The sequence below is a fragment of the Yinghuangia aomiensis genome (genome assembly GCF_039542225.1).
Lineage (GTDB): Bacteria > Actinomycetota > Actinomycetes > Streptomycetales > Streptomycetaceae > Yinghuangia > Yinghuangia aomiensis.
In genome coordinates this window covers 71,327-84,745 of sequence record NZ_BAABHS010000002.1, presented here as the reverse complement: position 1 = coordinate 84,745, position 13,419 = coordinate 71,327, and the positions used below count along the sequence as shown (strand labels likewise).

16 protein-coding genes are annotated in these 13,419 nt (G+C 70.3%); 3 read left to right on the top strand and 13 right to left on the bottom strand.

Annotated elements, in window-relative coordinates:
• Positions 1-2 precede the first annotated feature (2 nt).
• Positions 3-548 carry a MarR family winged helix-turn-helix transcriptional regulator gene (locus ABEA93_RS02875; protein WP_345673632.1) on the top strand — a complete coding sequence of 182 codons (546 nt, stop codon included), beginning with the start codon at positions 3-5 and terminating at the stop codon, positions 546-548.
• A 78-nt stretch (positions 549-626) separates the two neighbouring features.
• Here ABEA93_RS02875 and ABEA93_RS02870 read toward each other — a convergent pair whose 3' ends face one another.
• Positions 627-1,190, bottom strand: coding sequence for a GNAT family N-acetyltransferase (locus ABEA93_RS02870; protein WP_345673631.1), 564 nt, complete (start codon positions 1,188-1,190; stop codon positions 627-629).
• 89 nt (positions 1,191-1,279) lie between these two features.
• Positions 1,280-3,130: a glutamine--fructose-6-phosphate transaminase (isomerizing) gene (gene glmS, locus ABEA93_RS02865; RefSeq protein ID WP_345673630.1), complete on the bottom strand. Its 1,851-nt coding sequence runs from the start codon at positions 3,128-3,130 to the stop codon at positions 1,280-1,282.
• Positions 3,131-3,241: 111 nt separating this feature from the next.
• On the opposite strand from glmS, the gene coaA reads away from it, so the two are divergent.
• On the top strand, positions 3,242-4,219 hold the full coding sequence (gene coaA, locus ABEA93_RS02860; RefSeq protein ID WP_423528418.1) for a type I pantothenate kinase: 978 nt from the start codon (positions 3,242-3,244) through the stop codon (positions 4,217-4,219).
• A gap of 106 nt (positions 4,220-4,325) precedes the next feature.
• Here the strand turns inward: coaA and glmM are convergent, their stop codons facing one another.
• The 3 genes from glmM to rplM form a co-directional block, all read right to left on the bottom strand.
• Positions 4,326-5,672 (bottom strand): phosphoglucosamine mutase, encoded by a 1,347-nt coding sequence (glmM, locus tag ABEA93_RS02855; protein WP_345673628.1) that lies wholly within the window; start codon positions 5,670-5,672, stop codon positions 4,326-4,328.
• Positions 5,673-5,803: 131 nt separating this feature from the next.
• The gene (rpsI, locus tag ABEA93_RS02850) at positions 5,804-6,289 is read right to left on the bottom strand and encodes a 30S ribosomal protein S9 (RefSeq protein ID WP_345673627.1); all 486 of its coding nucleotides are present in this window, start codon (positions 6,287-6,289) and stop codon (positions 5,804-5,806) included.
• A 72-nt stretch (positions 6,290-6,361) separates the two neighbouring features.
• Positions 6,362-6,805, bottom strand: coding sequence for a 50S ribosomal protein L13 (gene rplM, locus ABEA93_RS02845; protein ID WP_345673626.1), 444 nt, complete (start codon positions 6,803-6,805; stop codon positions 6,362-6,364).
• A gap of 357 nt (positions 6,806-7,162) precedes the next feature.
• Here rplM and ABEA93_RS02840 point away from each other — a divergent pair, with 357 nt between their 5' ends.
• On the top strand, positions 7,163-8,269 hold the full coding sequence (locus tag ABEA93_RS02840; RefSeq protein WP_345673625.1) for a hypothetical protein: 1,107 nt from the start codon (positions 7,163-7,165) through the stop codon (positions 8,267-8,269).
• Between the two features lie 13 nt (positions 8,270-8,282).
• Here ABEA93_RS02840 and truA read toward each other — a convergent pair whose 3' ends face one another.
• The 8 genes from truA to infA all read right to left on the bottom strand — a co-directional run bounded on the left by truA (position 8,283) and on the right by infA (position 13,283).
• Complete coding sequence (gene truA, locus ABEA93_RS02835; RefSeq protein WP_345673624.1) at positions 8,283-9,146, bottom strand: tRNA pseudouridine(38-40) synthase TruA; 864 nt, start codon at positions 9,144-9,146, stop codon at positions 8,283-8,285.
• Positions 9,147-9,270: 124 nt separating this feature from the next.
• Positions 9,271-9,777, bottom strand: coding sequence for a 50S ribosomal protein L17 (rplQ, locus tag ABEA93_RS02830; protein ID WP_345673623.1), 507 nt, complete (start codon positions 9,775-9,777; stop codon positions 9,271-9,273).
• A gap of 225 nt (positions 9,778-10,002) precedes the next feature.
• Complete coding sequence (locus tag ABEA93_RS02825; RefSeq protein ID WP_345673622.1) at positions 10,003-11,019, bottom strand: DNA-directed RNA polymerase subunit alpha; 1,017 nt, start codon at positions 11,017-11,019, stop codon at positions 10,003-10,005.
• A 138-nt stretch (positions 11,020-11,157) separates the two neighbouring features.
• Positions 11,158-11,784: a 30S ribosomal protein S4 gene (gene rpsD / locus ABEA93_RS02820; protein WP_345673620.1), complete on the bottom strand. Its 627-nt coding sequence runs from the start codon at positions 11,782-11,784 to the stop codon at positions 11,158-11,160.
• Positions 11,785-11,812: 28 nt separating this feature from the next.
• Positions 11,813-12,214 carry a 30S ribosomal protein S11 gene (rpsK, locus tag ABEA93_RS02815; protein ID WP_345673619.1) on the bottom strand — a complete coding sequence of 134 codons (402 nt, stop codon included), beginning with the start codon at positions 12,212-12,214 and terminating at the stop codon, positions 11,813-11,815.
• A gap of 65 nt (positions 12,215-12,279) precedes the next feature.
• Positions 12,280-12,660 carry a 30S ribosomal protein S13 gene (rpsM, locus tag ABEA93_RS02810; RefSeq protein WP_345673618.1) on the bottom strand — a complete coding sequence of 127 codons (381 nt, stop codon included), beginning with the start codon at positions 12,658-12,660 and terminating at the stop codon, positions 12,280-12,282.
• Between the two features lie 192 nt (positions 12,661-12,852).
• On the bottom strand, positions 12,853-12,966 hold the full coding sequence (gene rpmJ, locus ABEA93_RS02805) for a 50S ribosomal protein L36 (protein WP_009740505.1): 114 nt from the start codon (positions 12,964-12,966) through the stop codon (positions 12,853-12,855).
• A gap of 95 nt (positions 12,967-13,061) precedes the next feature.
• On the bottom strand, positions 13,062-13,283 hold the full coding sequence (infA, locus tag ABEA93_RS02800; RefSeq protein WP_018382544.1) for a translation initiation factor IF-1: 222 nt from the start codon (positions 13,281-13,283) through the stop codon (positions 13,062-13,064).
• Positions 13,284-13,419: the final 136 nt, after the last annotated feature.

Sequence of the window (13,419 nt, the reverse complement as noted above, 5' to 3'; positions counted from 1 at the left end):
ACATGCCCACCCCCGGCCCCACCCCCGGCCCCACCCCCGGCCGCGAGCGCGACGCCGTCGACGACATCGTCGAACAGTGGGGCCGCGAACGCCCCGACATCGACGCCACCGCCATGGCGCTGATCGGGCGCTTCAACCGCTTCCACGTCTTCGTCGAAGCCGCGCTCCGCGAGTACTTCGCGCAGCACCAGCTCGACTTCTCCGAGTTCGACGTGCTCGCCACCCTGCGCCGCTCCGGCGCGCCCTACGAGCTGAACGCCCGTGCGCTGCTCAAGTCCGCGATGGTCACGTCCGGCGCGATCACCAACCGCGTCGACAAACTCTCCGCCAAGGGCCTGGTGGAACGCCGCCCGTGCCCGGACGACCGCCGCGCCGTCCTCATCCGGCTCACCCCGGACGGCAAGGACCTCGTCGACCGCATCGTGGCCGGCCACGTGCAGAACGAGGAACGCCTCATCGCCGTCCTCACCCCCGACGAGCAGCGTCAGCTCGACGCGCTCCTCAACAAGCTGCTGGTCTCCCGCGGCGACACCAGCCTCGGCGGCTGACCGCACGCGGCCCCGACCCGCAGACCGCTCCGGAACGCCGGGCCCGCCCCCGCCCGGCCACCGGCCGCCCCGAACGCCCTACAAGGCGCCGACGCCCCGGCTTGCGAGCGCCATCCGCAAGATGTGCTGCGGCCCCGCGTCACCGCCCAAGTACAGGTCGCCCGCGTCCACGAACCCGCCCGCGAGATACGCCGCCCGGGCCCCGGCGTTCCGCACGTTGACGGTCAGCATCAGCGTGTCCGCCTCCGGCACGACCGTCCGCGCCGCCTCCGGAAGCCGCGCGATCGCCGCGCCCCCGAGGCCGCGGCCCTGGAACGCCGCGGCGACGTAGAACGCCCGCAGCAGCACCGGCCGTCCCCGCTCACCCGCGATCTCGTCGCGGTAGCCCTGCGCGTCCAGCACCCCGAACCCCACCGCGGCGCCGTCGTGCACGATCGCGAACGGACTGCGGTAGGGGTCCCCGTCCGCGACCGCCAGCGTGTCCGCCGCCCGCCCGGAGAACTCCTCCTGGTCCACCCGCGGCGCCAACCCCCGCACCGCCGACCGCAGCCCGGCGATCCACGGCTCGGCATCCGCCTCCGCCGCCCCCGCCGGCAGGCTCAGATCGACGAGTTCCACCACCGGACGCGACCGCGCCGCCATGCCCACACGCCTTCCCGCAAACGCGGACGGGCCGGCACCCGGCCGGCCCGCCCCCACGAACGATCGAACGCGACGACCGAACGAAACCCCTACTCGACGGTCACCGACTTCGCCAGGTTCCGCGGCTGGTCGACCTCGTGCCCCTTGGCCGTGGCCAGCTCACACGCGAACACCTGCAACGGCACCGTCGCCACCAGCGGCTGCAGCAGCACCGGCGTCGCCGGGATGCGCACCAGGTGGTCGGCGTACGGCACGACCGCCTCGTCGCCCTCCTCGGCGATCACGATCGTCTTCGCGCCGCGCGCCCGGATCTCCTGGATGTTCGACACGATCTTGTCGTGCAGCACGCTGCGGCCCCGCGGCGACGGCACCACGACGACGACCGGCAGGCCGTCCTCGATCAGCGCGATCGGCCCGTGCTTCAGCTCGCCCGCCGCGAAGCCCTCGGCGTGCATGTACGCCAGCTCCTTGAGCTTGAGCGCACCCTCCAGCGCCACCGGGTAGCCCACGTGCCGGCCGAGGAACAGCACCGACGTGGCGTCCTTCAGCGACCGCGCCAGGTCCCGCACCGGGCCCATCGTGTCGAGGACCTTCTCCACGTGCTTGGGCATCTCGGCGAGCTGCTGGATCACCTCGGTGATCTCGTCGCCCCACTTCGTGCCGCGCACCTGGCCCAAGTACAGCGCCACCAGGTAGCACGCCACCAGCTGGGTGAGGAACGCCTTCGTCGACGCGACCGCGACCTCCGGGCCCGCGTGCGTGTACAGCACGGCGTCGGCCTCGCGCGGCATCGTCGAGCCGTTGGTGTTGCAGATCGCCAGCACCTTGGCGCCCTGCTCGCGGGCGTGGCGCTGCGCCATCAGGGTGTCCATCGTCTCGCCGGACTGCGAGATCGTGACGACCAGCGACTGCTTGTCGAGGATCGGGTCGCGGTAGCGGAACTCGCTCGCCAGCTCGACCTCGCACGGCACGCGCGTCCAGTGCTCGATCGCCAGCTTGGCGATCATCGCGGCATGGAACGACGTGCCGCACGCGATGATGACGACCTTGTCGATCTCGCGCAGCACCTGGTCCGGGATGCGCACCTCGTCCAGGTGCAGGCGCCCGTCGGTGCCGATGCGGCCCAGGAGCGTGTCGGCGACCGCCTTCGGCTGCTCGGCGATCTCCTTGAGCATGAAGTAGTCGTAGCCGTCCTTCTCGGCGGCCGACGCGTCCCAGTCCACGTGGTACTCGCGGAACGTGCCCGGGTTGCCCTCGAAGTCGGTGATCTCGACACCGCCGCGGCGCAGCTCGACGACCTGGTCCTGGCCCAGCTCGACCGCCTCGCGGGTGTGCGCGATGAACGCGGCGACGTCCGACGCGAGGAAGTTCTCGCCCTTGCCGCGGCCCACGACCAGCGGCGAGTTGCGGCGCGCGGCGACGACCACGTCCGGGGCGTCCGCGTGCACGGCCACCAGGGTGAACGCGCCCTCCAGACGGCGGCACACCCGGCGCATGGCCTCGGCCAGGTCGCCGTCCGCCGCGCCGAACTCGTCGGCGAGCAGGTGGCTGACCACCTCGGTGTCCGTCTCGGACAGCAACGTGTGGCCGCGCTCGGCCAGCTCGGCGCGAAGCGCGGCGAAGTTCTCGATGATGCCGTTGTGCACGACGGCGACCTTGCCCGCGTTGTCCAGATGCGGGTGCGCGTTGACGTCGTTCGGCGCGCCGTGCGTCGCCCAACGGGTGTGCCCGATGCCCGTGGTCCCCTCGGCGAGCGGCGACTCGTCGAGGGCCTTCTCCAGGTTGACCAGCTTGCCGGCCCGCTTGTCGCTCACCAGGCCGCCGTCGGCGAGCACTGCCACGCCCGCCGAGTCGTAACCCCGGTACTCGAGGCGCCGCAGACCCTCGATGACGACGTCGAGCGCCGACTTGTCACCTACGTATCCGACGATCCCACACACAGACTGGTATCCCTTCCGTGGGGTTTGCCCACGAGCCGCACTGGAGTGTCAGCCTACGGGGTGGAGCGCCGGATCCGCCCCGGAGGCGACCGCCGGACGGCCCCGGGGAGAATGTGTGCCGTGCACACCTCTGTCACGCCCGGCACGGCACGCGACCTGTCTCCGTACGTCGAACTCGACCGCGAGGCGTGGAGCCGGCTTCGGGCGAACACACCGCTGCCGCTGACCGCCGACGAACTGGAACGGCTCCGAGGCCTCGGCGACGTCGTCGATCTCGACGAGGTCAGCGACGTCTACCTGCCCTTGTCCCGGCTGCTGAACCTGTACGTGGGCGCGACCCGCGGCCTCAATTCCGCGCTCACGACGTTCCTCGGCAACGACGAGCGCCGCCCCACGCCCTTCGTCATAGGCGTCGCGGGCAGCGTCGCCGTCGGCAAGAGCACCACCGCGCGCATCCTGCGCGAACTGCTCGCACGATGGCCGGACCATCCGCACGTGGCGCTTCTCACCACCGACGGATTCCTGTACCCCAACGCGGAGTTGGAGCGGCGCGGCATCATGCACCGCAAAGGCTTCCCGGAGTCGTACGACCAGCGCGCGCTGGTCCGTTTCGTCTCCGACGTGAAAGCCGGCAAGGCCGAAGTGTCCGCCCCCGTCTACTCGCACCTGTCGTACGACATCGTCGCCGACGAACGCCTCGTCGTCCGGCAGCCCGACATCCTCATCGTCGAAGGCCTCAACGTCCTGCAGCCCGCGCTGGTCGGCGCGGACGGCCGGCCCCGCCTCGCGGTCTCCGACTTCTTCGACTTCAGCGTGTACGTGGACGCCCGCACCACGGACATCCGCCGCTGGTACCTCGACCGCTTCCTGAAGCTGCGTCAGACCGCGTTCCGGGACCCCGCGTCGTACTTCCGGCGCTATGCGGCGATGACCGAACCGGAAGCCGTCGCCTACGCCGAGGGCATCTGGCGGGACATCAACGAACTCAACCTGGTGCAGAACGTGTTGCCGACCCGCGGGCGCGCGACGCTCGTGCTGCGCAAGGACGCCGACCACTCGGTGAGCCGGCTGCGGCTCCGCAAGCTCTGACGCGCCCCGATCGCACCCCACACCCCCACAGCTGCACATGCGGAAATGCGGAACGGCCTCCGCCCGGGAATCCCGGGCGGAGGCCGTTCGGCAAGAAAACGGCGGCTCAGACCGCCAGCTCGACCCGCACCACATCGGCGAGCAGGTTCGCCTCGTACTCGGCCTGCTCGTGCGTCTGCGCCTCGACCATCACCCGCACCAGCGGCTCGGTGCCGGACGGCCGCAGCAGCACCCGGCCGCCGCCCGCGAGGCGCTGCTCGGCCTCGGCGACCGCCGCGGCCAGGCCCGTCGACACGTGCACGCGCGCCCGGTCCACGCCGGACACGTTGATCAGCACCTGCGGCAGCCGGGTCATGACCGACGCCAGCTCGTGCAGCGGCTTGCCGGTCTGCGCGACCCGCGCCAGCAGCTGGAGCGCCGTCAGCGTGCCGTCGCCCGTCGTCGCATGGTCCAGCAGCACCACGTGCCCGGACTGCTCGCCGCCCAGGGTGAAGCCGGCGCCCAGCATCGCTTCGAGCACATACCGGTCGCCGACCGCCGTCTCGACCATCTTCACGCCCGCGCTCTGCATGGCGAGCTTGAGGCCGAGGTTCGACATCACCGTGGCGACGAGCGTCTCCTCGCGCAACTTGCCCAAGTCGCGCATCGCCAGCGCCAGCACCGCGAGGATCTGGTCGCCGTCGACCTCGTTGCCGTGCGCGTCCACCGCGAGGCAGCGGTCCGCGTCGCCGTCGTGCGCGATGCCCGCGTCGGCGCCGTGCTCCAGCACCGCGGCCTTGAGCCCGCCCAGGTGCGTCGAGCCGCAGTCCTCGTTGATGTTCAGGCCGTCGGGCTCGCAGTGGATCGTCACGACCTCGGCGCCCGCCTGCCGCAGCGCGTCCGGGGCGACCCGTGACGACGCGCCGTTCGCGCAGTCCAGCACGACCTTCAGGCCGTCGAGGCGGTGCGGCAACGTGGCCAGCAGGTGCTCGACGTACCGGGCATGGCCCTCGGGGTGGTCCTGCACGCGCCCGACCTGGGCACCGGTCGGACGGTCCCACTCGGTGCCGAGCAGCGCCTCGATGCGGTCCTCGACGTCGTCGGGGAGCTTGTGGCCGCCGCGCGCGAAGAACTTGATGCCGTTGTCCGGCATCGCGTTGTGGCTCGCGGACAGCATCACGCCCAGGTCCGCGCCCAGCATGCCGGTCAGGTAGGCGATCGCGGGAGTGGGCAGCACTCCGGCCCGGTACACGTCGACACCCGCGCCCGCGAGGCCCGCGACGACCGCGGCCTCCAGGAACTCGCCCGACGCCCGGGGGTCGCGCCCGACGACCGCGAACGGCCGACGGCCGTGCCCGGTGCGTTCCGCACCCAGGACCCGCGCGGCGCTGACCGCCAGGTCCAGGGCCAGTTCGGCGGTCAGCCGGCCGTTGGCCAGGCCGCGTACCCCGTCCGTGCCGAAGAGTCGTCCCACCTTCGGACCTCCCGTGGATAGAAGTGCAGAAGTGCTGAGGGTGCTGCTGAAGTGCTGCCACAAAAGCATCGGACCCCGGGGCACACAACTGTGCCCCGGGGTCCGATGCAATATGCAGACCAGCCGGCGACTTAACGCTTGCTGTACTGCGGAGCCTTACGCGCCTTCTTCAGACCCGGCTTCTTGCGCTCGGTGGCGCGGGCGTCACGGGTCAGGAAGCCGGCCTTCTTCAGCGCCGGACGGTTCAGCTCGACGTCCGCCTCGTTCAGCGCACGGGCGACACCCAGGCGCAGCGCGCCGGCCTGGCCGGACACGCCGCCGCCGGAGATGCGGGCGATGACGTCGTACTTCTCGTCCAGCTCAAGGATCTTGAACGGCTCGTTGACGAGCTGCTGGTGCACCTTGTTCGGGAAGTAGGTCTCGAGCGTGCGCCCGTTGATCTTCCACTTGCCGGTGCCCGGGACGATGCGGACACGGGCGATGGCCTCCTTGCGGCGGCCCGTCGCGGCGCCCGGCTGCGGCTCGCTGAAACGCGAAGCCACGGACTCGGACGTGTAGCTCTCGAGGGTGACCTCTTCGGTCTCCTCGACGGGGACCTCGGCAGTGGTCTCGGCCACGATTCTCCTCTTTGCGATCCTCAGCCGTTCACACGGCTGCTCAAAACTTCGATCGTCAGGCTGTGGCCGTGACTACTGCGCGACCTGGGTGATCTCGAACGGCACCGGCTGCTGGGCCTGGTGCGGGTGCTCCGGACCGGCGTACACCTTGAGCTTCGACAGCATCTGCCGACCCAGGGTGTTCTTCGGGAGCATGCCCTTGACGGCCTTCTCCACGGCCTTCTCGGGGTTGTTCGCGAGCAGGTCGTCATAGCGCACCGAGCGGAGGCCGCCCGGGTGACCCGAGTGGCGGTAGGCCAGCTTCTGGGTCCGCTTGTTGCCGGACAGGTGGACCTTGTCCGCGTTGATGATGATGACGAAGTCGCCGGTGTCGACGTGCGGCGCGTACACCGGCTTGTGCTTGCCCCGGAGGAGGGCAGCAGCCTGGGTGGACAGACGGCCGAGCACGACATCGGTCGCGTCGATGACGTGCCACTGACGCTGGACGTCGCCGGGCTTAGGGCTGTACGTGCGCACGGTCGATAGCCTTCGCTTCTTCAGTGAGTGTGTGCTGACGGGATGGCGCATGGGCTGAGCCCGGCGACTTCCGCGAATGATCCGGAAGTACAGCCGGGGGCCTCGTGCGGCCCGGCGTACCGACTTCACTCAAGCAAGCCAATACGCACAACGAACCGGCAGAATACCGGGTTTCCGGGGTGCCGGTCAAAACGAGCGTCGGGGGGCTGTGCTCCCCGAGCCCCCTCCGAGGGTTCCATGCTATCCGGCCCGCGGAGCGGTTCCGACCACCGGCGGCGAACCCGGGCCCCCGCGCGCCACTATGCTGCCGCGCGAAGAAACGGACTGTGACCGACGGGCGACCGCGGGGAGGCTGCCGTGAGCGGAGACCATACGGGCCGGGGCGGCCGCGGCCGCCGCCGTGCGCACGCCGGACGCAGCGGTGTGGCGGAGACCACGAACCGCGGCGACGGCGTCGACGGCGCGGCGGGCACGGGATCCGCCATGCCCGACGAGAGCCCGTCGGAGACGACGATGGCGTGGTCGGTGCGCCCCGGCGGGCCGGAATTCGGCGCCGCGGCCGACCCGTACGACGGCACCGGCACGACGCCCCAAACCCCGTACGCGGCAAGCCGGTCCGGCTCCGGGACACCCGACTGGAACGCCATGGCGGACCGCGAAACGCGCCGCCGCAGACGCCGCAAACAGCGCCTCCGCACCGCCGCCACGCTGCTGGGCCTCGCCCTCGTCAGCGGCGGCATCACCGCCTGGGCCCTGTGGCCCGACGGCGGCACGGACAAGCAGCCCGCCTCGGCGCCCACCGCGGGCGGCAAGCCGACGTTCAAGCCGGTGCCGGTCGTCGCACCCCCGCCGGGCAGCGCCGCGGTGCTGGCCGACCCGGCCAAGGACACCGCGCCGTTCACCGCCGAAGGGCTGTTCCCGGACGCCACGATCGCCGTCCAGGGGCGGGTCTACACCGTCGTCGCACGGCAGTTGGACAACACCTGCGCGGACGCCGCGAATCCGTCGCTCGGCATGATCCTGCGCCGCCACCAGTGCGTGCAGCTGGTCCGGATCACCGCGTCCGGCCCGGACGGCGTCGCGGCCACCGTCGCGGTCGCGTCGTTCGCGAACCCCGGCGACGCGCAGGCCGCCGCGGGCGACGGCAACGCCGACCCCGCCTCCGCCCTCACCGCGCTCCCCGGCGGCCCCGTGCAGGTGCTGTGCCCCGACCCGGTCGCCGGAACCCCGGGGGTGGTCTGCCTGCGGCAAACGAACTCCCTTGGCCGGTACGGCATTTTCCTGATCGGCGGCTACCCCGGCACGGAGAACCGCATCACCACGGGCAGCGACCCCAAGGTCGACCAGATGGGCGCCGACCTCGACGCCGCCGCCCAAGGCGTCCTGACCGCCCGCGGCGAACAGCGCTCCCAAGAGATCTACAACGCCGCGAAGTCCGCGGCCGAAAAGGCCCTCAATAATTGACGGAGCGTAACCGTCACACCACGTCGAGCCGGTGCCGCTTGGCCTTGGCCGCCCGCTCCGCCAGTTTCTCGTCCGACGGGTAGGCCACTTCCTCCAGCACCAGGCCGTGCGCCGGCGCGACGTGCACCGACGAGTCGCGCTTGCCCGCGGCGAGTATCCCGGCCGGCCACTCCACCGGCCGCCGCCCCGACCCGACGGCCAGCATCGCGCCCACCAGCGACCGCACCATGTTGTGGCAGAACGCGTCCGCCCGCACCGACGCGATCACCAGCGGCGTATACCCCGGCCCCGCATCGGACTCCCCCGGCGTCTCGCGCACCCAGTGGAACTCCTTCAGGCACCGCACCGTCGACGCGCCCTCGCGCCGCTTGCAGTACGCCGCGAAGTCGTGGTCGCCGAGCAGCCGCCCCGCCGCCTCGTTCATCAGCGCCACGTCCAGCGGGTGGTCGTGCCACACCACGTGGGCCCGCCGCAGCGGGTCGACGCCGCCCGCGGCGTCGCTGACCCGGTAGGCATACCGCCGCCACTCCGCGGCGAACCGCGCGTCGAAGCCGTCCGGCGCCTGGGACACCGCGCGCACCCGGACGTCCCGCGGCAGCGTCCCGGACAGCCGCCGCACCAGCTGGTGGCCGTCCATCGTCCACTTGTCCACGGGAATGTCGACGTGCGCGACCTGCCCGCGCGCATGCACCCCGGCATCGGTACGCCCTGCCACGGTCAGCTGCGCGGGCTCGGGCAGCCGCAGCACCGTGGTCAGCGCCTGCTCCAACGTGCCCTGCACGGTCCGCAGCCCAGGCTGGCGCGCCCAACCGGAGAACTCGGCGCCGTCGTACGCCAGATCGATCCGCAGCCGCAGCAGCCCCGCGTCGGCAGTCACCCTCAACCCCATTCACCGGGCGCGGCAGGGTGCCGCGCGGAAAGGACACACGCGCAAAAGCCACAGGCCCGCTCCCCCACCCGAAGGGGGAAAGCGGGCCTGCGTTACATCAGCGGTGAGACGCTCAGGCGTCCTTCGCCTCCGTGTCGGCGGCAGCCTCGGTCTCCTCGGCCTTGGTCTCCTCGACCTTCGCCTCGGTGGCCTTGGCGTCCTGCTCCTTGACGGAGCGCTTGGTCGCGGCCTCGGCCTCGCCGACCGCGGTCTGCGCCACGGTCAGGGCCTCGACAAGCTCGATGACGGCCATCGGCGCGTTGTCGCCCTTGCGGTTGCCGACCTTGGTGATACGGGTGTAGCCACCGGGACGGTTCGCGTAGCGCGGGCCGATCTCCTCGAACAGCGTGTGCACGACGCTCTTGTCGCGGACGACGGTGAGCACCTGGCGGCGCGCGTGCAGGTCGCCGCGCTTCGCCTTGGTGATCAGCTTCTCCGCGACCGGACGCAGCCGACGCGCCTTGGCCTCGGTCGTGGTGATCCGACCGTGCTCGAACAGCGCCGTCGCGAGGCCCGAGAGAAGCAGGCGCTCGTGAGCCGGGCCGCCACCGAGGCGCGCACCCTTGGCGGGCTTGGGCATTTCTTTCTCCTTGATATCCCTGCACCGGCCGTATCAGGTACCGGTGTCAGTCCGTCCGTGCCGGACGGCACGGACGTGAGCCCCCGGCATGCCTGCCGGGGGCGGTCCGCCCGGAGCCGGAGCCCCGGGCGACGATCAGCGGTGATCAGTACAAGTCAGTCAGCGAAGGCTGCTGCTCAGTACTGCTCGGTCTCCGCGTTGCGATCCTCGACGGGAATCCGTCGCTCAGTACTGCTCGGTCTCCGCGAACCCGTGGTCGTCCTCGTCGCCGAAGCTGTCGGCCGCGGCGGTCGGGTCGAATCCGGGCGGGCTGTCCTTGAGCGCGAGGCCCATGCCGGCCAGCTTCGCCTTGACCTCGTCGATGGACTTCGCACCGAAGTTGCGGATGTCCAGCAGGTCGGCCTCGCTGCGCGCGACCAGCTCACCCACGGTGTGGATGCCCTCGCGCTTGAGGCAGTTGTACGAGCGGACGGTCAGTTCCAGCTCTTCGATCGGCAGCGCCAGGTCGGCTGCGAGCGCGGCGTCCGTCGGCGACGGGCCCATGTCGATGCCTTCGGCGTCGACGTTCAGCTCGCGGGCCAGGCCGAACAGCTCGACCAGGGTCTTGCCGGCCGAGGCCATCGCGTCGCGCGGACGCATCGACGGCTTGGTCTCGACGTCCACGATCAGCTTGTCGAAGTCCGTGCGCTGCTCGACACGGGTCGCCTCGACCTTGTACGTGACCTTCATGACGGGCGAGTAGATCGAGTCGACCGGGATCCGGCCGATCTCCTGGCCCGCCTGCTTGTTCTGCACCGCGGAGACGTAGCCGCGACCGCGCTCGACGGTCAGCTCCATCTCCAGCTTGCCCTTGGCGTTCAGCGTCGCCAGGACCAGCTCGGGGTTGTGCACCTCGACCCCGGCCGGCGGCGCGATGTCGCCGGCGGTGACCACACCCGGGCCCTGCTTGCGCAGGTACATCACGACCGGCTCGTCGTGCTCCGAGGAGACGACCAGCTGCTTGATGTTGAGGATGAGGTCGGTGACGTCCTCCTTGACGCCCGGCACGGTGGTGAACTCGTGCAGGACGCCGTCGACGCGGATGCTCGTCACGGCGGCACCCGGGATCGACGACAGGAGCGTACGGCGGAGCGAGTTGCCGAGGGTGTAGCCGAAGCCCGGCTCCAGCGGCTCGATGACGAACCGGGAGCGGTACTCGTCGACGACGTCTTCGGTCAGCGTGGGACGCTGCGCGATCAGCATGGTCTTCCTCCATGTCTCCGGTGCCCGCTATATGACACCGATGGCTATGGCAAGGGTACGGGCGGACCGGTGAAACCCGGCCCGCCCGACCCGAAAATCCGTCCTACGTTCCCGAAGGAATGCGCGGAAAACCGCGGATTACTTCGAGTACAGCTCGACGATGAGCTGCTCCTGCACCTGCGTGTCGATGACCTGACGCGCGGGCAGGGAGTGCACGAGGATCCGCATCTTGCTCGGGATGACCTCGATCCACGCCGGAACCGGGCGCTCGCCGGCCTCGGCACGGGCGACCACGAACGGGGTCAGCTCCAGCGAGTCCTTGCGGACCTCGACGATGTCGTTCTCGCTGACGCGGGCCGACGGGATGTCCGTCTTGACGCCGTTGACCGTGATGTGGCCGTGGCGGACCAGCTGGCGGGCGTGGTCGCGGGACTTGGCGAAGCCCGCACGGTAGACCACGTTGTCGAGACGCGACTCGAGGATGCGGAGCAGGTTCTCGCCGGTCTTGCCCTGCTTGCGGTTCGCCTCCTCGTAGTAGCCGCGGAACTGCTTCTCGAGGACGCCGTAGATGCGCGCGCACTTCTGCTTCTCGCGCATCTGCAGCAGGTACTCGCTGTCCTTGGTACGGCCGCGGCCGTGCTCACCCGGCGGGTACGGGCGGATCTCGATCGGGCACTTCGGCCCTTCGCACTTGCTGCCCTTGAGGAACAGCTTCATCTTCTCGCGACGGCAGCGCTTGCAGTCAGCGCCGGTGTAACGCGCCATGGTTCTTTAACTCCTACTCGGACTCAGGTCAGACGCGGCGGCGCTTGGGGGGGCGGCAGCCGTTGTGCGGCACGGGGGTGACGTCCTGGATGGAACCCACCTCAAGGCCGGTCGCCTGGAGCGAGCGGATGGCGGTCTCACGACCCGAACCCGGGCCCTTGACGAAGACATCAACCTTGCGCATGCCGTGCTCCTGGGCACGGCGGGCCGCCGACTCGGCAGCCATCTGCGCGGCGAAGGGGGTCGACTTGCGCGAGCCCTTGAAGCCGACGTGGCCCGCGGAAGCCCACGAGATCACGTTGCCCTGCGGGTCGGTGATCGACACGATCGTGTTGTTGAACGTGCTCTTGATGTGGGCGTGCCCGTGAGCGACGTTCTTCTTTTCCTTGCGGCGCACCTTCTTGGCGCCGGTGCGGCTCTTGGGAGGCATCTGCTGGAAACTCCTGAGGTCGTCGGTCCTGCGTAACGCGAACCGTGTGATCCGGCGTTAGCGGACTACTTCTTGCCCGGCTTCTTCTTGCCGGCGATGGCGCGACGCGGGCCCTTGCGGGTACGCGCGTTGGTGTGCGTGCGCTGTCCGCGGACCGGAAGGCCGCGGCGGTGGCGCAGGCCCTCGTAGCAGCCGATCTCCACCTTGCGGCGGATGTCGGCCTGGACCTCGCGGCGCAGGTCGCCCTCGACGCGGTAGTTCGCGTCGATCCAGTCGCGCAGCTTGACGAGGTCGTCCTCGGTCAGGTCGCGGACGCGGGTGTCCGGGTTGACGCCGGTGTTGCTCAGGGTCTCCAGCGCGCGGGTGCGACCGACGCCGAAGATGTAGGTGAGTGCGACCTCGACCCGCTTGTCGCGGGGCAGGTCAACGCCGACAAGGCGTGCCATGTACGTGGCTCCTGGGTTCGTCGAAGGTTCTGCACAGCACCGATCCGGAAGGTCCGTTCACAGGGTCCTTCGGTCCCCGGCCTTCGTCCGGGGGTGGCGTCCCGCGCTCGACTACTGCGGGGGTCGGGTGCTGCGACTCTTACGTGGTGCGTGCGTCGCGCGACGATCGCGTGCCGCGTGCGCGGTGACTGCTCAGCCCTGGCGCTGCTTGTGGCGCAGGTTCTCGCAGATCACCATGACCCGGCCGTGACGGCGGATCACCTTGCACTTGTCACAGATCTTCTTGACGCTCGGCTTGACCTTCATGATCTCTCCGGTACGTGCTGACGAGGGCGCCCTGGGGCACCCTCGTCGCCGAGGCGGTTATCGGTTCGCACCCGCGCTTGCGCGACGGGGCTCGCCTACTTGTAGCGGTAGACGATCCGGCCGCGGGTCAGGTCGTACGGGCTCAGTTCGACCACAACCCGGTCGTCCGGAAGGATCCGGATGTAGTGCATCCGCATCTTCCCGCTGATGTGCGCGAGGACCTTGTGCCCATTCTGCAGCTCGACGCGAAACATGGCGTTGGGGAGAGACTCGATGACAGTGCCCTCGATCTCGATGGCCCCTTGCTTCTTGGGCATGTCCTCCGCGCTTCATCTACTCGGGATCAGCTACCTGTGGCTGTCGTGACTGCCGCAGCCGGACCTCGCGAAACCCGCACAGCGGGCGCTTCGTCTAAGGCGTGGTGAAAAGCGGCACAGACAAGCCGACGAGTCA

Coding starts and splice junctions, on each gene's coding strand:
- ABEA93_RS02875 (WP_345673632.1), top strand. CDS start 3: ATGCCCACCCCCGGCCCCACCCCCGGCCCCACCCCCGGCCGCGAGCGC.
- ABEA93_RS02870 (WP_345673631.1), bottom strand. CDS start 1,190: ATGGCGGCGCGGTCGCGTCCGGTGGTGGAACTCGTCGATCTGAGCCTG.
- coaA (WP_423528418.1), top strand. CDS start 3,242: ATGTGTGCCGTGCACACCTCTGTCACGCCCGGCACGGCACGCGACCTG.
- rplQ (WP_345673623.1), bottom strand. CDS start 9,777: ATGCCCAAGCCCGCCAAGGGTGCGCGCCTCGGTGGCGGCCCGGCTCAC.
- ABEA93_RS02825 (WP_345673622.1), bottom strand. CDS start 11,019: ATGCTGATCGCGCAGCGTCCCACGCTGACCGAAGACGTCGTCGACGAG.
- rpsD (WP_345673620.1), bottom strand. CDS start 11,784: ATGGCGCGTTACACCGGCGCTGACTGCAAGCGCTGCCGTCGCGAGAAG.
- rpsK (WP_345673619.1), bottom strand. CDS start 12,214: ATGCCTCCCAAGAGCCGCACCGGCGCCAAGAAGGTGCGCCGCAAGGAA.
- rpsM (WP_345673618.1), bottom strand. CDS start 12,660: ATGGCACGCCTTGTCGGCGTTGACCTGCCCCGCGACAAGCGGGTCGAG.
- rpmJ (WP_009740505.1), bottom strand. CDS start 12,966: ATGAAGGTCAAGCCGAGCGTCAAGAAGATCTGTGACAAGTGCAAGGTG.
- infA (WP_018382544.1), bottom strand. CDS start 13,283: ATGCCCAAGAAGCAAGGGGCCATCGAGATCGAGGGCACTGTCATCGAG.